Annotated in this window: 19 protein-coding genes; 4 read left to right on the top strand and 15 right to left on the bottom strand. The window is 50.9% G+C overall.

Annotated features, from left to right (window positions below; all coding sequences use genetic code 11):
- The first annotated feature begins 349 nt into the window (after positions 1-349).
- Entirely contained in the window at positions 350-757 is a 408-nt protein-coding gene (locus F456_RS0111390) for a hypothetical protein (RefSeq protein WP_018977159.1), read from the top strand.
- 17 nt (positions 758-774) lie between these two features.
- Here F456_RS0111390 and F456_RS24810 read toward each other — a convergent pair whose 3' ends face one another.
- From F456_RS24810 to F456_RS0111350, 8 genes are all read right to left on the bottom strand, one after another.
- On the bottom strand, positions 775-2,109 hold the full coding sequence (locus F456_RS24810) for an acyl-CoA dehydrogenase family protein (RefSeq protein WP_018977158.1): 1,335 nt from the start codon (positions 2,107-2,109) through the stop codon (positions 775-777).
- A 732-nt stretch (positions 2,110-2,841) separates the two neighbouring features.
- A complete protein-coding gene (locus tag F456_RS0111380) occupies positions 2,842-3,729 on the bottom strand; it encodes a radical SAM/SPASM domain-containing protein (RefSeq protein WP_026293827.1) in 888 nt (295 codons plus the stop codon).
- 124 nt (positions 3,730-3,853) lie between these two features.
- A complete protein-coding gene (locus F456_RS22420; RefSeq protein ID WP_018977156.1) occupies positions 3,854-4,228 on the bottom strand; it encodes an Asp23/Gls24 family envelope stress response protein in 375 nt (124 codons plus the stop codon).
- A gap of 170 nt (positions 4,229-4,398) precedes the next feature.
- The gene (locus F456_RS0111370) at positions 4,399-4,824 is read right to left on the bottom strand and encodes a universal stress protein (protein WP_018977155.1); all 426 of its coding nucleotides are present in this window, start codon (positions 4,822-4,824) and stop codon (positions 4,399-4,401) included.
- A gap of 120 nt (positions 4,825-4,944) precedes the next feature.
- Positions 4,945-6,045: a YhgE/Pip domain-containing protein gene (locus F456_RS22415; RefSeq protein WP_229675632.1), complete on the bottom strand. Its 1,101-nt coding sequence runs from the start codon at positions 6,043-6,045 to the stop codon at positions 4,945-4,947.
- 90 nt (positions 6,046-6,135) lie between these two features.
- Positions 6,136-6,561, bottom strand: a complete 426-nt coding sequence (locus tag F456_RS0111360; RefSeq protein ID WP_018977153.1) for a MarR family winged helix-turn-helix transcriptional regulator — start codon at positions 6,559-6,561, stop codon at positions 6,136-6,138.
- Between the two features lie 164 nt (positions 6,562-6,725).
- Entirely contained in the window at positions 6,726-6,941 is a 216-nt protein-coding gene (locus tag F456_RS22410) for a helix-turn-helix domain-containing protein (RefSeq protein ID WP_018977152.1), read from the bottom strand.
- Positions 6,893-7,231: a hypothetical protein gene (locus F456_RS0111350; RefSeq protein WP_018977151.1), complete on the bottom strand. Its 339-nt coding sequence runs from the start codon at positions 7,229-7,231 to the stop codon at positions 6,893-6,895. Before F456_RS0111350 ends, F456_RS22410 begins: the two co-directional genes overlap by 49 nt.
- Before the next feature lie 286 nt (positions 7,232-7,517).
- On the opposite strand from F456_RS0111350, the gene F456_RS0111345 reads away from it, so the two are divergent.
- Positions 7,518-9,437 carry a DUF4127 family protein gene (locus F456_RS0111345; RefSeq protein WP_018977150.1) on the top strand — a complete coding sequence of 640 codons (1,920 nt, stop codon included), beginning with the start codon at positions 7,518-7,520 and terminating at the stop codon, positions 9,435-9,437.
- A 204-nt stretch (positions 9,438-9,641) separates the two neighbouring features.
- On the opposite strand, the gene aroD is transcribed toward F456_RS0111345, so the two are convergent.
- Positions 9,642-10,412, bottom strand: coding sequence for a type I 3-dehydroquinate dehydratase (gene aroD / locus F456_RS0111340; protein WP_018977149.1), 771 nt, complete (start codon positions 10,410-10,412; stop codon positions 9,642-9,644).
- A gap of 187 nt (positions 10,413-10,599) precedes the next feature.
- Between aroD and F456_RS0111335 the strand changes: the two genes are divergently transcribed.
- Complete coding sequence (locus F456_RS0111335) at positions 10,600-10,803, top strand: helix-turn-helix transcriptional regulator (protein ID WP_018977148.1); 204 nt, start codon at positions 10,600-10,602, stop codon at positions 10,801-10,803.
- Complete coding sequence (locus F456_RS0111330) at positions 10,800-11,192, top strand: hypothetical protein (RefSeq protein WP_018977147.1); 393 nt, start codon at positions 10,800-10,802, stop codon at positions 11,190-11,192. The genes F456_RS0111335 and F456_RS0111330 overlap by 4 nt, the downstream gene beginning before the upstream one ends.
- A gap of 5 nt (positions 11,193-11,197) precedes the next feature.
- Here F456_RS0111330 and F456_RS0111325 read toward each other — a convergent pair whose 3' ends face one another.
- The 6 genes from F456_RS0111325 to F456_RS0111300 form a co-directional block, all read right to left on the bottom strand.
- Positions 11,198-12,022: a nucleotidyltransferase domain-containing protein gene (locus tag F456_RS0111325; RefSeq protein ID WP_018977146.1), complete on the bottom strand. Its 825-nt coding sequence runs from the start codon at positions 12,020-12,022 to the stop codon at positions 11,198-11,200.
- A 306-nt stretch (positions 12,023-12,328) separates the two neighbouring features.
- Positions 12,329-13,228 (bottom strand): L,D-transpeptidase family protein, encoded by a 900-nt coding sequence (locus F456_RS0111320; protein WP_018977145.1) that lies wholly within the window; start codon positions 13,226-13,228, stop codon positions 12,329-12,331.
- Between the two features lie 594 nt (positions 13,229-13,822).
- On the bottom strand, positions 13,823-14,884 hold the full coding sequence (locus F456_RS0111315; RefSeq protein ID WP_018977144.1) for an iron-hydroxamate ABC transporter substrate-binding protein: 1,062 nt from the start codon (positions 14,882-14,884) through the stop codon (positions 13,823-13,825).
- Between the two features lie 244 nt (positions 14,885-15,128).
- Positions 15,129-15,974: an undecaprenyl-diphosphate phosphatase gene (locus tag F456_RS0111310; RefSeq protein WP_018977143.1), complete on the bottom strand. Its 846-nt coding sequence runs from the start codon at positions 15,972-15,974 to the stop codon at positions 15,129-15,131.
- 115 nt (positions 15,975-16,089) lie between these two features.
- Complete coding sequence (locus F456_RS22405) at positions 16,090-16,755, bottom strand: hypothetical protein (protein ID WP_018977142.1); 666 nt, start codon at positions 16,753-16,755, stop codon at positions 16,090-16,092.
- Between the two features lie 36 nt (positions 16,756-16,791).
- Positions 16,792-17,460 carry a deoxynucleoside kinase gene (locus tag F456_RS0111300; RefSeq protein ID WP_018977141.1) on the bottom strand — a complete coding sequence of 223 codons (669 nt, stop codon included), beginning with the start codon at positions 17,458-17,460 and terminating at the stop codon, positions 16,792-16,794.

Here is a 17,460-nt window from a genome sequence, read left to right as displayed (position 1 = left end):
ACCTCTAACCTATGATTACCCCGGAAAAGACCCTACGGGTCAATAAATTGAAAAATCGACGAATTCGTGACGAATCCTTGACGAATCTGTATCGTAACGACAGATAAATCAGGGGCGTTCAAGTATCTGAACCCCATTACGAAAAAGTATATACAAAGGAGCAATCCCTATCGTCAATTATGAAAACCTCACCGAAATCCGTAAGCGTAAGCTGCTGATTACCTACGGATCGAATCTGGACCACAGTAACATGGATTATTTGGTCCGGACTCTGCTGAAACCTTACATTTTAGACTCTCCAAATTGGGATTATCACAATCCTGTGCTGCGCAAGGGGGCAGAATTTGTCTTGAATCTTGAAACGTTCGATACCTGCCCCGGCAAGCCCTTCGAAAGTTATTACATGGAAGATTATCATCTGACGCAGGCGCAGCTGGACGGATTTTTATACAAACTCGGCAAGCTGAAAGGCACACATGTTTTTGGAAATCCGAATATTCGCGGACATGCCGAAGTATTCCGGGACGAATTGGAATTTTCTTTTTTGGTCACCCATACGCTCGGCGGAGAAGCCTTGTATGTCTACTATTTCGGACAGTCCAATGGCGACGAGCTCGCCCTGCGGCTTATCCCGCTGCTGCCCCCGGCAGAGCGCCATCTGCTCATGCCGATCGACGAGGAACTATCGGTCGTACAGCGTCGGCTTGAAGAGTGGGTCGATCGCCTGCTGTCTTTGGACAGCAAATTCAGTCTTTGATCTGATCCGTTTCTGTGCTACTCTTCCAGCGCCGTACGCGCCAACGTCTGCAGCACGGCGTCTTCCATCGGCGGATTATGCAGACCGGCCCGCACATCGCGGTAATAGCGTTCCAGCGGCACGCTTCTCGACAAGCTGGAGCCTCCGACAATCTTCATCGATTTGTCGACGACCTGTGCGGCGAGATGAGTGGCGTTATACTTCACCCAGCCGAATTCGGGACGCATTGAGGCTCGTTCTTCCGGATAGCGATCCCAACGATCCGCAATATCATACAGCGCCGTACGCGCCAGACGAAGTTCGCTTTCAATCTGACCGATCCACTGCCGGATATGCGGCAGCGTTCCGATCGGCTCCTTCAGGCTGTTCGGCGTATAATTTTTCGCAAAGTTTAGAGCGTAATCCCTTGCCGCATACGCAATACCGAGATAGCAGGCCGGAATATGCAGCAGCCAGCCGTCGCCATCGTCGATGCCGCCTTTGGACTGTCCCATCGTATAAATGCCCATTACCTGTTCGTCCGGCACAAAGACATCCTGCAGTACAATATCATGGCTTCCGGTTGCCCGCATGCCGAGCGTATCCCACGTCTCTTCGAGCGTTACTCCTGCCTGGGTGCGCAGTGCGGCCGCTCGGCGCTCCGAAGCTTCGGCACGGCGCGCGATTTCTGTCCGATCCGGTAGTGCCGCGCCGCCGGAAGCAAACGGCGAGCTGGCCGATACATCGGCATTCCACGATTTCGCAGCGGTGTCGCTTCCCGGATTTGCGGATCCCAGCCGCACAACAAAGTCGCCGACATCAGGCGAATTCTCGATACCTGCACTGACGATATAGTCCGTCAGCAGCGGACTTAAAGTGCTGTACGTCTTGCGCCCCGTGAGCTTCCAGCCTCCGTCGACGCGTACGGCCGTCGTCTGCGGACGACCGCCGCGAGTCGGGCTGCCGGTCGCGCGCTCGCTGGCATACTTGTTGATCATCGCCCCCGATTCCGCAACGTCGCGGCAGAAATCCGAATAACTTGGCTCCGGCCAAATATTGGTCTCGCGATAATGCAGCATCATGCCGCCGTGCCAACCGGCGCTGAGTGCGGTTGAGCCGTCACCGCGTGCAATTCGTTCTTGTACCAGGAGCCATTCGTACAGCGACAGTCCGTCGCCGCCCTGCTCCGCAGACAAGGTCAGCTTCGCGTAACCCGCTGCTTTAAGTTCTTCGAAATTCTCGAATGGAAACGAGCCTTCGCGGTCGTGCTTCGCGGCGCGCTCCGCAAAACGCTCTGCCAGGCTGTCCGCCCAGACCGCCAACTTCTGTTCTCGGTCATTTCTTACAAATGCATCGATCGCCTTTTGTCTCAATTCCGCTCATCCTCTCCGTTTGCCTCTGCATGCTTTCTTTCATTATAGAGAAAAAAAGTGCAGGAAAGCAAAGCGGATGACTCGGATTTGTGAATGATGACGGAAATCGATTCGTTGAAATTTTTACGACGGCTCGGCAAGACAGCGCGAAAACGTGAACTGGACGCTTGCCATCAAACACGAAGTGAACGCTTGGTATCAAAACACGGAGTAAAAGTTTGAAATGTAGATTTGGTCCCGGAATAAAAGTCCAAAAGCGCGGAATGAAAGTGCAGGCTGCTGACAAGAGTGCATAAAAAAAGACCGCCGAAGCGGTCTCTACAATTTGCTCGCCATCAAATAAACGATGATCGCATATTCAGCTTTACCGCAGTCGTACCTGTACCTGTACCTGTATGGCACGACTGCTTTTCACTATTTCTGCGTCTTTTCTGCTCGACACAGCCTACCGCTAACGAATCCTTATCACGCTAATCTGCTATTTCGCTCTACTTTCAAGTTTTAAAGAATCCTCATATCCTTATTCGTTCATTTTAAAGCCGATTCGCTCTACAGGCAGCTCGATAGCGTGACTACGATTCGTTAGATTTCGAAAAGTCGAAAATGCGGCTGAATAACGGTAGGAGGATTCGTTAGATTGGGCGGCAGGTTCGATGCAGGACTTTCGCCTTGTTCGCCGCATTTCGATTCAACTATCGGTCCGGATTCCGCCGTTCTTCCCGGGTCTTCTCTTCAGGCTCCGAACCGCTTCCGATACCCACATTTGCGGCACAGCTCTTCGACCGCTTCGCGACGCGAGAAACCGTAGACGATATCGTTGGCGCGTTTGCTCTCGATAATGTCGGTAAATTCCTGTTCCAGCACATTTCCCAGGTTAATCACGCCTTCCCCGTCCAGGCAGCACGGCACAACTGTTCCGTCGACCAGAATGGCCGCATGGCTGCGCAGCGCATGACAGAACCCTTTTCCGTCATCTTCCGGTGCACTCAGGCTCGGCCACTGGAACTCATGATCCTGATTGAGGTACACGTTATTCGCTACCTTCAGTCCCTTGCCCCGCTCAAACTTCTCTTCAATCCGGTAATCCAGATTGTATTCGCGCTCAATCAGTTCCAGCGTCTCACGGTTGCGGCTGCGTGCAGCGTTGGTCATATTGTCTTCGGTCAAGTTCCATAACCGGAAAGAAAACACGACTTTGTTCGAAACTTCATGCTCCGACGCGTCACGCACAAATGTCAAAATATCGGCCAGATAGCCGTTGCGGTCTGTGGAGCCGGCATGACCGTCGAAACTGTGCAGCGAAAAGTTCATCTGGCGCAGTGCCGGCTTGCCGAGCAGTTTATGACGGTTTTTCTCAATTAAGGTTCCGTTCGTCGTGATATTGACCTTAAAACCTCGCTCATTCGCCAAATCGAGCAGTACGTCGATCTTCGGATGCAGCAGCGGTTCACCTTTGACATGCAGGTAGATATGATTTGTATGCGGATCAATCTTGTCCAAAATTTGCGCAAACGTTTCCGGCTTGATAAATTTCGCCTGACGAGCCGTCGGCGGGCAGAAGTGGCAGGACAGATTGCATACGCTCGTAATTTCGATATAGACTTTTTTGAATGTTTTCAAGAATCGGCGCTCCATTTCCGGTATAGTATCCTATCCGATCCACTTCGTCATTGGACCTGTACAGGATAGAAAGTTCTGTGTCTATTATGTGTCTCCGGAAGCAAAAGCTCAACCCCTTAAGTCACTAGACGGAAAAAGCTCCGCCGACCCGGTCGGCTCGCGTCCCGCTCAGACCTTCTACAGCAACCTCAATCACATGGACCGGCAGCCCAGCCAACTTCTCTACGCTAAGGCGAACGTTGTCGCGGAGCTTTCGACATACTTCCTGGATGCGCATACCGAATCGTACGTCGATTCGCAGCTCGATCTCAAGTCCTGCCTCTCCCATCCGCAGAGCAATGCGGCCATTTCGGCCTGCCGCACGCAGCCGTTCCGGCAGACTCGCCGATTCGTTCGCGGTCAGTGCGACACCTTCCGTTTCGGCAATCGCTCCGGCCACGATTTTTTGCAGCGCCTTCTCTGTTATGCTGATGATTCCATGTCCCGTTTCGATTTTCATCGTAAATCCTCCTTGGAGTGGGGTGAAATCCGGCTTTTATGCAAACCGTTCTCCTATAAGTATGAACGAAATAATCGGCCTTTTGTCGCTGTCCATTCGTGATTTTCGTAAAAATAATTTATTGGGCCCCAATAAAAATCAATAAAAAGAGGAGACGGAAGTCTCCTCTTTTATTTGACGATCAATACCGGCACTTTCGCATGCTGGGCTACATTATGACTAACGCTGCCGAGCAGCAGCTCCCGCAATCCGTCCAGTCCCCGACTGCCTATGACAATCAGATCCACGTCTGTTTCTTCCGCATATTTAAGCAGTGATTTAGCAGCATGTCCTCCAAGTACAACGCCTCGGGCATTCGGAATATCTTCCGCAAGCTTGCGCAGCGCTGCCTCCTGCTCCCGAATATCGCGGTCTAAACGTTCTTCCAAATCGTTCGTGTAGAAAACCAGCGGTTCTTCAAGCACTTCCGACTCCGCCGGATCGACATATACAATGTCGATTGCAGCTTTTCCGCCTGCCAAGGCGCGAGCTTGTTCCAGCCCACGCAGCGCATGTTCGGATCCATCGTAAGCTACCATAAGATGACGATAAATCATAGACAATCCGCTCCTTTTGATCATGTTGACCTTTCATTCCGTCCTTTCGCCCTGCCTGCTCGGCGTTCGACATTCGACATTCGACATTCGTATGACGGTCATCAGTCCTCAAACTTTCGATTAATGGGACGCAGCGGCACTTCCCGGCTGTCCGCCTGCAGCGGCCGGCGAAGGAGCCGGATTTTGCAGCTGTACACGCAGCAGGGTGACTGCCCAGGTAACGAGCGCAATCAACAGAAGGTGCAGCATAAATGTACCTGCTCCGCTGCCGTTATAGATCAATCGCATAAAACCTTGAATCCCGTTCGGGGCGGGAAGGAAGCTGCCAAAGTGACGATAGAACGGCGCCAGCATGGCGGCCGGAATGATGTTGCCCGCTGTCATCAGCTGAAGCGGCACGAGTGCGACATTGAACAGAGGAGCAGCATTTCCGAACAAAGCGAAGCTCATTTGGGTTACGCATGCGCTTGCCAGGAAGACGCAGCCAAGCAGCATCCACATGCTTCCAAAGGAAGCGGCCGGTTGGGCAAACAGCTGAGCCACGCCGATTATAATCAGCGGTGCAAAGACCGAAATCAGCAGGAGCAGCAGTTGACGACTCCAGAAGATCTGCCATTTCCCATGGTTTCGCTTCATAATCTGCGACGAGATATTCAGCTGGATATTGGCCGTCATCATCGCAATGTATGGAATAAATCCAAGAATCATCGGCAGCATTGTAACTGCAAAGTTGTTCTGTTCGTGCGTCTTAACGATCTCAGACTGCACCGGCTCGGCCGCCGAAGTTCCGGCGATGGCCTCGTTCATCCCTGCAGTCAGACGTGCAGCTGCACCTTCAACCATCGCCGAAGCCACTTCTGACGTACCCTGATTGATATAATAGGTCAGCTTTGCCGAGCCGTTCTGAAGACCGGAAGCAAAGTCTGCCGGAATGACAATAACCATCGAGTAATCTCCGGCGTCCATTGCCGCTTGTGCCGTATCGGCATGATTAACGGATTCGGTATGGAACGGTGCGTTCGCGGCAATCTGCGCTGATACGGCTGTCCCTGCCTCTCCAGCTTCGTTGACGACAGCGACATTCAATTGATCGATTCGCTGAGTCGCGTCGTGATAGCCAGTCATCCATAGCAGAGTGAACAGAAGCGGAACGAACAGCGAAAAGACGATTCCGATCCGGGTTTGAGTAATTCCCATTAAAGTTCTAAAAGCTTGTTTCAACGTTATTTCTCTCCTCTTGGTACAAAATTCGTGTTTCTACGCTACCTTAAATCCAAATAGATGAATATGCATCTATTCGCTCAAAAAAATTCATTCGGACAGATTACCGAATATACGGTCCAGTACCCGAATGAATAGGTTCAACTCTTCCTCCGACAACCCTTCGATAGCCTCGCCATTATGTGACTGCATAAGCGGGGTCAGCACATTTACCGTTTCCCGTCCTTTTTCCGTCAGATAGACCAGCACGCTTCGACGATCAACAGGGTTGGCTCGACGAACAATCATCTCTTTCTGTTCCAGCTTGTCGAGCGCCTTACTGATCGATGTTTGGTCGCGTGCGTGCAGACTGGCCAACTTCTTCTGCGATATGCCATCGACGAGAGTCAATCGGTGCAGCACACCGTATTGTTCAGGCGTCATATCTTCCGCTGCCGTTACTTTACCCGCCGCTTTGGCATAAGCCAAGTAAGTTCTGGACAGCCGAAATCCAAGTGTATCCGCCTCATTTTCCATAGTTCCGCTCCTCTTCCAAGCTATCTTGCGACTGCACGACATATACTTGCATATCCATCTATTGCACATGCTATTATATCGGTCCGATGTTTGATAAGTCAATGAAAAACGCTGACGGAAGTTCCAATGAGGCACACCTGGCTCCCAAACAAACATAAAATGCTTCACTCTTTTCGAAATACCATAGCAATGAGTTCGGTCTTAAGCGTCTGCTTGGCATCGCTTTTCTCCATCATCATTTTCCGGCTGAGTCTTTCAATATCGGGATCCAGCAGCTCAACCAGGCTCTGCAGCGCTTCGGCATCACCTGCCCGCGAACGCTCCAGTAGACTTACAAACTCAGACTCTGACGCAGATGCTCGAGCGATTTCCGTTTCCACTTGTTCACCCCCTGCTGACTGATCTGCAGCTCGGCTGCAGCGGCCGTTTCTGTCTTGCCTTCCGCAAAGAGCGCTTTAATTACCTCCCTACCATTGTCAAAAGGAATAAGTTCAAGATACTCACGCATTGAAAGTTCTGCTCCCAGCACATTCGGATCGGCTTCCATGTTCTCTCTGCCCGTTTCGCTCCACGCCCATTCTCTCGCATAGCGAACACGCTGCCGATAACGTTCTCTCCAAGCTGCACGTTTCAATGCCTGCCGGTAATGATCGATCGTTTCTGTTTCCATCTCTCTCGCCTCCCATACCAAATTGAGAACAAGTGTTCGTAATAAGTATAATATAACCTTTGCCTTTTGGGTAGAACCAATTTGAGTAAACCGACATATCCACAACCATTTGCGTAAAAAACGCGTAGACGGAATAGAGGTTTTTTCGATTCTTATAATTTTTTTCGGATTCCGGTTGTAAAAAGGAGTCCTTTTCCTCCTCCCTAAGTGAAGGCGGAACATTCCGACCGACGTCGGTCCTGAACTTCGGATCAAGCGCCAAATTGAATCCAAAGGAGAGGTTACAATGAAAAAAGTAGTATACGTACCGCTGGACGACCGTCCGGCCAATCTTGATGATGTCATTGTTCAAGGTAAAGCGGCAGGTCTTGAGGTATTGACGCCGGAGCGCAGCATCATTCGCAATCGGATGGACGATAAGGCCGAAGTCGAAGGAACGGAAGTGATCGGTACAAGCGGAGCGGTATATGGCGATTCAGCTGCAGTAGGCCGATTCTTGAAGGAAAATGCGTCCCAAGCCGATGGATTTATTATCTCGATCGACATGCTCGCCTACGGCGGGCTGATCGGCAGCCGCAGGCTGCGTGAAGACGGAGGCGGCGACTATCCGGATTATGATCCGAATACGACAGCTCTTCTGAACGTTATCGCCGATCTCAAACGCGATTATCCGGGCAAGCCAATCTTCCTGCTCGATACGATCATGCGCCTCGCTACAACGACAATGGCCGAAGGGCTCAGTATCGAAGCCTACACCGAGTCCCGCGCTCTTATGATGAAGCCTCGTCCCGAGCGAACGGAATTCGGCGATATTCTTGAAAGTTACGATCTTCAACCGGACGGCACGCCTTATCCGGAAACCGTTCATTTTGACAAGGAACGCTATTATAATGCTCGTCGACGCAAGTTTAAGACCAACCGTTATGTATTAGAGACACTTGTTCGGGACGCGGGCGTAGATTTTGCCGCCTTCGGCGTCGACGATGCTTCCATTCAGGGCGTGCAGGCGAACGAGATTAACTGGATTGAAAGACAGATCGACGAACAGCTGGGCGGCAGCGGCGGGCAAAATTCGGAACGTGCCGTGATTCTGCCAGATGCGGATGGATTGGGTCATGTTCTCTTGGCTCGTATGGCTGCTTATCTGTATGCGGATATGCAGCCTACCAAGCCGATTGTCGCTGTCCGCTATTTCGGCCGGGACGGATCGGAGATCGTCAATTCGTATGAATATATGGATGTGCATACGAATATTTTACGGCATATCGATATTGCAGGCGGCGCTTATACGGGAGACGGTCGGTCGCCGGTCAGCGGCGAAGCGGAGAGTGGAACAGGATTCGAAGCAGAACGCGAAGCATCGAATGAAGCAGCGGAAAATGAAGCAGCGACGAATGGAGTAGAAGAAGCAAGAAGCACAGCTATAAACGCAGAGACAGAAAAAAGCGCAGTGCAGAACGGTACGTTGGAACTTGAACTCGTCGCCCTCACGAGCGAAGATGCAATCGGCAGCGCTATAGCGCACATCGAAGCAAATCGCTCGGCGCATATCCCGACGCTGGTCGTTGACTTTACGCGCGGCGGCTCGGCCGGTACGGTCGTTACGCCGGAGCTGTTGGCTTCTCCTGCGACAGGCAGCCTGCTGGGATACAGCGGCTGGAATACGGCAGGCAACAAAATCGGCATCTCGCTGGGAATGGCGCTGTCACGTTTCTTTTTCCTCAAAAAAGAAACGCAGGAACGTCAGCTGGGCCTCGCGCTGGATGCGCACGGCTCGCTACTGTTCAAGCGTTTCCTCAAAGATTATTCGTACAAGACGCTGGAGATCGGCAGTATCCGGACAGAATCCCGTGCCCGCACTCCTTATACAAATGTTACGGCCGATCAAAATATGCGGATCTTCAATACGCCGGAAGACTATGAGTTCCTTACGGATCTGCTGCGCCGCGACATGCAGACACGTACGAATGAGCTGGCTGCCATGCCGGCATTTGGAATCGGCTCTCAGTCGCCGGCGTGTATCATCCGCCGATTCGGTATTCCTCAAGGCGAGAGTGAACCGAATTCCCGCGACTGGCGTTTTGCACAGTACGCCAATGTCCGGCTTCCTCAGAACGACCCAGGCTTTATCTGGTGGCGTGCATTTGAAATTACGCTGAATCCGGAAGTCGAGCTTCAGCGCACGTCCCAGGGAGCCTGCCGCTAAGAAGAACGAAGGAACGTTTAGGGAAGCGGCATAAGGCCAACCCTATCAATAAACAAGTGAGCAAAGAAAATGCATCTCTTAAAATGCTCATTGCACCCTTCCGGGTAAGCAATGAGCATTTGAGGTGCATTTTCTTTGGATCAAGCTTATTTTCCTAAGCATCGATACTTAATCGTCAGCTACCGATAGATTACAGCTCGCTGTTCAGCCGCCATACAGCGTATTCAAGATGCCTCGCAGCTCCGCTACGGCAAGCTGTCCTGGCGCCGAAGCCTTCTTCGCCGCGCCGAAGGTCAGCGCAGAGCCGAACGTACCGCCGGCAATTCGGCTGACGACGCCCGTACGGTCCATCGACATAGTGATGATCGGACCGATCCCGTCTGAGCTGACAATGTAGGTCGCTTCAAGCAGCGCCAATACGTCGCCGGGATTGTGCGGCATAACCGCAATCTTCGGCACGTCCGCCCCTAGTTCGCGTGCCAGACGCAGACGCGCCGTCAGCTCCTCCTTGGACGGCGTACCATGGAAGTCATGATTCGATACGATCGACAGAGCGCCGATCCGGCGCACCTCGGCTGCCAGTTCGCGTACGATATTCTCTCCCATGAACAGCTCAATGTCGATCATATCGGCATGACCGGAAGCCGCCGCTTCACGGTTCAACCGGATATATTTGTCCTCCGCCAGTTCACGCTGACCGCCTTCCCGGGAACTCCGAAACGTAAAGATCAGTGGCGTATTCTCCAGCAGCTCGCGCAGCTCCGCAAGCACTGCCAGGATTTCTTCAAACGAATCGTCAAGCGAATCGACCGCTTCGAAAAAATCGACTCTCCATTCGGCAAAGTCCGGCTTGATCGAGCGGAGCAGTTCCGCTTCTTCGAGCAGCTCTTCCTTTGTTCGTCCGGTCATCGAAACGCAAATTTTCGGCACACCTTCCCCTAGACGCACTCCTCTGACTTCCACAATCGCATTCATTCCTTCTTCCCCTTTCGCCGCCTGCTTGTTCTTTATTTACGGTAACGCATATACGCGTTAATTACCAGCGGCAGTTGTTCGCAGTTGCACCTAAATATTTACATCCCATCTTTTTTCGTTTACACTCAATGTGTCAAACATGTTTTACACCTTTGAGCAATCTTACTTTATAAAAGGCGGTCCTGCCATGCAAAATCGAATCAAGGAACATCGGGAACGGCTCGGACTGTCCCAAGGCAGGCTTGCTGAATTGTGCAATGTCAGCCGACAAACGATCAATGCGATTGAAAATGACAAATACGATCCCAGTCTGCAGCTTGCCTTTGATCTGGCACAAACACTGGGGCTGAGTATGGAACAATGTTTTATACCGAAAGGAAGGAATAAATGATGACCATCAAAAAAGTTATGCGTTGGATTTCAGGCGTAGGAGCGCTGGTTATTATCGGCTCTACGCTGTACAAGATCGTCTCGGGACAAGAAACGGGCTCTAACGAAATCATCGGAATCGGAACCGCGCTTACGCTTTTCTTTTCCACCATCGCTTGGGGCACCAAGGGAGAAGATGACGGCATTCGAGAAGATGAAGAATTGGGCCGCCGCATCTCGGAAAGAAGCGGAATGCTCGGCTATTACATTTTGCTTGCCATGCTCTTACTGACAATTGTCGGCGAAGAATGGCTTTACGGCACGCATTCTCCTTTGCTGCTGATCCTGCTGGCCATCGGCATGTTCCTCCACCCTATGCTCGAATTTTTGCAGACACGAAAATACCGGTAACGGGCTTAGTTGGACGATGTCCTTGAATGCTGCTCGTTCCAGACCATACGCAGTACGGAGCGAAACAGCGGATCAAGCCGATCATCGACCGATTCGCCATGGTCCGGCATTCGCGGAGCCCTCTGTTCATAATAATCAATTTGCGTTTCTACATATTGATTGATAACTTCAATACGAGATTCTTCTTTTAATTCGATGCCGGATTTTTTGCGTTCCAGCAGCCGTTCGATCGCCATTTTGAGCTCACCTTCTTCCAGCAGCGTATCTATAAGCGTGTTGAACGCCATTGGCGGCAGTTCACCGAACCGTTCGATCCAGGCGCAGGCAAGCAGCGGACGCAGCACGTAGAAGTACTTTTTGCTGCGGACCGTCTCTCCCTGCAGGTAGTCCCGATAATTGCCGCGGGCCATATGCAGGTAATGGAACGTACAGGCTTTGGGCGAAAAAGCAGGGCCGGACAGCGAGCGAATGTCATCCGCCGCTTTCGGGATCTCGCGATACACGATTGGCGACTGCAGCCATTCCAACAGCGGCGGATTACTTTTGCGGAACAGCCGCAGCGCTTTGCGCAGATCCCAACCGTTAACATCAAGCTGATCGCTGATCGGACGCTCGATTACATCGCGACGATCGAATACGGACAGATACCAATGGGATTCGTGGACGTACAAAAACCGTACGTCGTAGTCACTATCTTGAGAAGGAAATCCCCACGCACGGCTGCCGGACTCGCAGGCGTAGAGAATCCGGACACTCTCTTCCCGTTCGATACGGGAAAGTTCAGTTTGGATGTTGGCATATACGGTAGGGTCTGTATGAGCGTTGAACATTTGAATATCCTCCTTCGCCGTTCTTTTTGAAATCTTGTACCTTTATCTTGAAGGATGATGAGAAGAGATGGAAGGACGGAAGTATAGCGATCAATAGGATCGCCTACATATTTCGCGTCTTGACGGAAGTATAGCGATTAATAGGATCGCCTATATACTTCGCGTCTTGACGGAAGTATAGCGATTAATAGGATCGCCTACGTCCACAAACAAAAAGACGCCTCTTTCCCGAAGGAAAAAGGCGTCTTGTCTACTGTCCGATCATGTTTGGAACAGTTTCTCAAGATCTGTACAGCTGTACTTCGTTTACTTAGGTGCGATCAGCGAAACCATATTGTCTTTGCCGTACCATTTCACCGTGTAACCGGACAGCTTGGATACATCACGCAGCGGGATGTAGAGCTTGTTGCCGACGAAACGGGAAGCCGTCATGTTTACCGACTTGCCGTTTACTTTGGCCGTACTGCTCTTGGCTTTGTGCACAATCGTTTTGCTGCCGACTTTCGATGTAACTGTCATTGTTTTCGCGTTCCAGTTAACCGTTCCGCCCAACAATTCAAGACCTTCGCGCAGCGGCATGTACAGACGGGAATCGATCATCAAGATGTCATCTTTTACAGTCTGAAGCTTGCCGTTTACAAATACTTTTCCGGTAAACTTGTCGGTTACGTTCAACGAATAGCCGTTCTTGGCTGCGATCTGCTCAAAACTCAAGCTCGACGACGTGATGACAGCGTATGTTCCTCTGTCAACCTGTTCGAATAGTCCTCGGATATCGTCATTATGCATCCGGATACATCCGGCGCTGACATATTTGCCGATCGAATTCTCGTTGTTATTGCCGTGAATGGCATAAGTCGTGCCGTACGTGCTGCCGACTTCAAGACCGAGCCAACGATCGCCGAGCGGGTTCTTGGGATCTCCGCCTGCAATGCCATCTGTGTAATAAGGACGGTTTTTAATTTTGTTAACGATTTTGAATTTGCCTTCCGGTGTCAAATCGTTCGTTTTTCCGGTCGCGACCGGGAATGTAGACTTTAACTTCCCGTTATCGAAAAAGGCCAATTTGTTCGTCTTTTTGTTAATGACGATTAGCTGCCCACTGCTTCCAGCCGCCTGCGCGGAACCTGCAAAGGAAAAGCTGCCGACGACCAAAGCCAACAGCATTAGCACTGCCACCCATTTTCTTAAATTCTTCATGTTCATGTATCCCCCTCCTGATGCATCGTGTATTCGACACGATATAAAACTTAGCCCAATATAGATCGGATTCTTCTCTACCATTAGACGCTAACATCATAAGATAAGTTGCACAGAGCGACAAACTTTGCCTTATATGCGGTCTGGTAAAAGATCATCGTTGTGTTATTGTACCCAAAATTAAACCGCTTGCTATTGTTTTGCGCAAAAGAGACAAAACTGTAAACCATTCACCGAAACAAATTACGGAACCAAACAGCCATAGGCATCCATACTTCCTTCCTAATCCATGCTAATGGTGAACGAAAGAGCGTCTGATGCATCCAGTGAAGCGGACGAACGACTAGCAGGTGCCACAGTGTCCCCATTATTGTTCCGACCCAAGCTGCAGCGACACGGCATGCATGCATGCAGGACCGGGCGCAGAATATGAATGTAAAGTACCTGGAAGCCGCGTATTCGTGCCGACCGATCAAATAATTGAAAAACCCGCGTCTGCATGAGATGCAGACTACGGGTTTGAGTGGTTCCTATTTTTGAACAAATACTCGGATACGAATATTCTTCCTTACTTATTTGTTCACTTACTTACTCGTTTACTTACTTGTTTTCTTCCGCATTTTTCACCAGCATATCCACAATCTCCGTAATCTGACCCTTGATCGAAATCGGATCGTAACGGTAGAACTTGTCGAAGTCGTTGACGAACACATGATTGTCTTTAACTGCCGGAATGTTTTTCCACACAGCGGATTCTTGAAGCTCTTTAAGTTTGTCACCTTTTTTCTCCGGATCGTAGGAAGTGATAAACATGTAGTCCGCCGCATAATCCGGCAGAACTTCCATCGAGAGCTGGAGGAAGCCTTCTTTATCTGCGACATCGGTCTTGATCTTCTCCGGCATCTGCAGTTCCAGCGCATTATAAATCGCCTGTCCTGCACGTCCGGAATTTTCACCAAATGTCCAAAGCTCGCCTTTGTTCGTAATCTCGTATAGACCGAATGTGGCCTTCTTGTCGATAACGTCTGCCAGTTTGGCGCGTCCTTCTTCAGCCGTCTGCTCAAAGTCTGCCAGGAATGCGTCAGCTTCGGCCGTACGACCCGTCAATTCGCCGAACAGTTTAACGTTTTCTTCGACCGTGCTTGCCGTTCCATACGGAATATAGACGGTCGGTGCGATCTTAGACAGCGCTTCATACTGGTCATCGTACATGACAACAATCAAATCCGGCTTAAGGCTCATCGTCTTCTCCAGGTTGGTCGGATAGCCGACGTCTTCGGTATTCTCCAACAGGCCATCGAAAAACGGATTGTCCTTGACGCTCGGTTCCGCTCCTACAACATTCGCGCCCACTGTCAGCAGCTCGCCTGCGTAGTAATCGGTCACAATCCGCTGCGGCTTGGCTGGGATACTGACGTCGCCTTTTACACTGGCATAGGTGCGCATTTCGCCTTCCGCAGCCGCTTCCTCACCTGCTTCTTTCTTATCTGACGCTGCTCCCTCGGCCGTGCTCGTGCCACTGTCGGCCACCTCGGTCTTCGCAGCAGCGGCCTGACCGCTTCCGTCGGTCTCCTCTGTATTCGTTGAGCCGCAGGCTGCGAGCATCATTACAAGCAGCAGTAGAACAGCGGCAGCTGCTATCCAATGTTTTCGAATGAACATTATAATCCCCCTATGTATACACGATAGTTTATGATAATGGTTATCATTATCATTGAGATCATATCAAATGATTCCTGGTTCCGTCTATGGACAATCATTACAAGATGATATGGATTATTGTCACATTTCACTTTCTGTCCTTGCAAAAAAGAGACTAAATAGACGTAAAAAAAGTCCGTACAGATTACAGTCTGCACAGACTTAAAACATTTACAGCTGTTCAAAATTCAAAACTTTTCAAAAATTAAAACCATACCAAGTAGATTACCGCTGCCAGAACGATCCGGTAGATCGCGAACGGTATAAGCTTAATCCGATTGATCAGCTTCAGGAAGAAACGGATCGAGATTGCAGCGAATACAAAGGCACTTATAAATCCAGCAATAAAGTAAGGCAGCAGTTCCGGCGAAAAATACTGCCAGCTGTGTCTGAGTGAAACCAAGCTTGCTCCCAGCATGATCGGCACGGCCATAATAAATGTGAAATCCGCTGCGGCACGGTGGCTCATCCCAACTAATACGCCTCCGGAAATGGTTGCTCCGGAACGTGAGAAACCTGGCCATAGCGACACACACTGGAAAAGTCCCATGTAAAGTGCCCGTCCGTATGTAATCTTGTCTACCGTATCGATCATCTGACGACCCGATTTGCGATTGACGATATCGGCAGCAATCATTAGAATCGCTCCGATCACAAGTGCAGCCAACACCGTTCGCAGAGAGAAGAGATGCTCATCGATATAGTCATTGAACAGCAGACCGAGAATGGCAGCCGGCAGCAGTCCGATCAGCACGTGCAGCAGATTCAGCTTGGGTGTATCTGCCGGGGCTCCGGAATGCCGACCCCTCAGACCGAGCAGTTGATAGAATTTCTCCCGGAACAGAATCACGACCGCCAGGATGGATCCCAACTGGATGACAACCTTAAACGTATTGGCAACTTCTTCAGAGCCGAAAAACAATTTTGACTGCAGCCACAGATCATCGACAACGATCATATGGCCAGTCGAAGACACCGGAGCGAATTCGGTCATTCCTTCCACAAAACCCAACAGGATCGATTTAAACAAAGAAAATAAATCCCAATCCACGCATTCCGCCTCCGCTTTCTTTTGTCATGTGAAAAGCCTATTCGATCTTAGCACGGCGGCCGACCATCCAGCCAACTGCAGAAAAATGCCGCTCCCGGTGGAGGGCACTTTCTGTCTATTTGGCGTATCGAAGCAGAGCTTCTGCAGCACGTACGCGCAGCTGAGGATCTTTGCTTCCCAGCGCTTCCCGCAGTACCTTCACCGCTTCATGAAGAGTTTCTTCGTTGACACGCGGAACGGCATCTGTCGGCGGTCCGGATTGCACCGGCAGATTCGGCGAGACTCCCGGCAGAAGTCCGCCCGGAACCCCGGCTGCAAAGACTTCAAGTCCAGCCAATTCCGTCGGCAGGGGGAATTGAACAACCGTACCTTCAGACACATCCGTCATCCAGGCGCGCAGAACCGGGCTGAGCTGTTCTTCCGCCAGTACTCCCAGCCAAGTGACGCCGCGACGATGGCAGGTCGCCTCCTCCGCACTGTCGTACTCTTCGCGGTAATAGTAATCGCCGAGATCACCAAGCCAGACGCTTCCGCCGTGCGGGACCAACACATAATCGCCGTCCTCCATGCCGTGTACGAAGAGTTCCACGTCATCTGTGCGGCGCTCAAGCTTGGTCCCTGCATATTCATACACCCGATGAAGCTGCTTAGAAACCTCTTCGCTGCCGACCTGCTCCAAATTTCCGATTCCGGGGTAGCCGATACTGACGTAACAATCCTGTAAAAAGGCCTCCATACGGCTGCTCCCGCAGATAAAAGGCGAGATTCGAAATACATTCATGTCGGTCCCTCCCCTGCTTTGATCGTTAGGCTTCTTTTAGACGTTCAAACCGGACTTCCCCCTGCGGGCTTCCGCCACTTTTTCTCCAATTTTAACAATAATGTCATCCAGCGAACCTGGATCATTCACATCATATTCGTCAATATTGAGCCGCAGTACGGGACAAGCGTCAAAGTTCTCAATCCAATTGGCATAGCGGGTATGCATCTTCTCCCAATAAGAGACTTCCGTCTGCACTTCCATCTCGCGGCCGCGTTCTTTGATCCGTCCGAGAATCGAAGGAAGACTACCTTCTAGGTAAACCAGAACATCCGGGTGCGGGAAGTACGGCGTCATGACCATCGCTTCGAAAAGGCTGGAATACGTCTCATAGTCAACGGCGGACATCGTGCCCTGATCGGCATGCATTTTGGCAAAAATACCCGTGTCCTCGTAGATGGAACGATCTTGAACGAAGCCGCCTCCGGCCTCGAAGATCGCTTTCTGCTCTTTGAAGCGTTCGGCAAGGAAATAGATCTGCAGATGGAAGCTCCAGCGCTCAAAGTCATGGTAGAACTTTTCGAGATATGGATTGTGATCGACCTTTTCTAAAGATGTCTTGAAGCCGAGGCGCTCGGCAAGAGCGGCGGTTAGCGTCGATTTGCCAACGCCAACCGTACCGGCTACCGTAATCAGCGCATCGGAGGGTATATGAGGATGTGTCAT

The sequence above is a fragment of the Saccharibacillus kuerlensis DSM 22868 genome (genome assembly GCF_000378145.1).
In the GTDB taxonomy this organism is placed as follows: domain Bacteria; phylum Bacillota; class Bacilli; order Paenibacillales; family Paenibacillaceae; genus Saccharibacillus; species Saccharibacillus kuerlensis.
The sequence above is the reverse complement of the archived record's forward strand: the minus strand, read 5'-3'. Positions and strand labels throughout refer to the sequence as shown.

Coding starts and splice junctions, on each gene's coding strand:
- F456_RS0111335 (WP_018977148.1), top strand. CDS start 10,600: ATGCAAAATCGAATCAAGGAACATCGGGAACGGCTCGGACTGTCCCAA.
- F456_RS0111330 (WP_018977147.1), top strand. CDS start 10,800: ATGATGACCATCAAAAAAGTTATGCGTTGGATTTCAGGCGTAGGAGCG.
- aroD (WP_018977149.1), bottom strand. CDS start 10,412: ATGAATGCGATTGTGGAAGTCAGAGGAGTGCGTCTAGGGGAAGGTGTG.
- F456_RS0111350 (WP_018977151.1), bottom strand. CDS start 7,231: ATGGAAACAGAAACGATCGATCATTACCGGCAGGCATTGAAACGTGCA.
- F456_RS22420 (WP_018977156.1), bottom strand. CDS start 4,228: ATGAAAATCGAAACGGGACATGGAATCATCAGCATAACAGAGAAGGCG.
- F456_RS0111345 (WP_018977150.1), top strand. CDS start 7,518: ATGAAAAAAGTAGTATACGTACCGCTGGACGACCGTCCGGCCAATCTT.
- F456_RS0111360 (WP_018977153.1), bottom strand. CDS start 6,561: ATGGAAAATGAGGCGGATACACTTGGATTTCGGCTGTCCAGAACTTAC.
- F456_RS0111300 (WP_018977141.1), bottom strand. CDS start 17,460: ATGACACATCCTCATATACCCTCCGATGCGCTGATTACGGTAGCCGGT.
- F456_RS0111325 (WP_018977146.1), bottom strand. CDS start 12,022: ATGTTCAACGCTCATACAGACCCTACCGTATATGCCAACATCCAAACT.
- F456_RS22405 (WP_018977142.1), bottom strand. CDS start 16,755: ATGAATGTATTTCGAATCTCGCCTTTTATCTGCGGGAGCAGCCGTATG.
- F456_RS0111370 (WP_018977155.1), bottom strand. CDS start 4,824: ATGATTTATCGTCATCTTATGGTAGCTTACGATGGATCCGAACATGCG.
- F456_RS0111320 (WP_018977145.1), bottom strand. CDS start 13,228: ATGAACATGAAGAATTTAAGAAAATGGGTGGCAGTGCTAATGCTGTTG.
- F456_RS0111315 (WP_018977144.1), bottom strand. CDS start 14,884: ATGTTCATTCGAAAACATTGGATAGCAGCTGCCGCTGTTCTACTGCTG.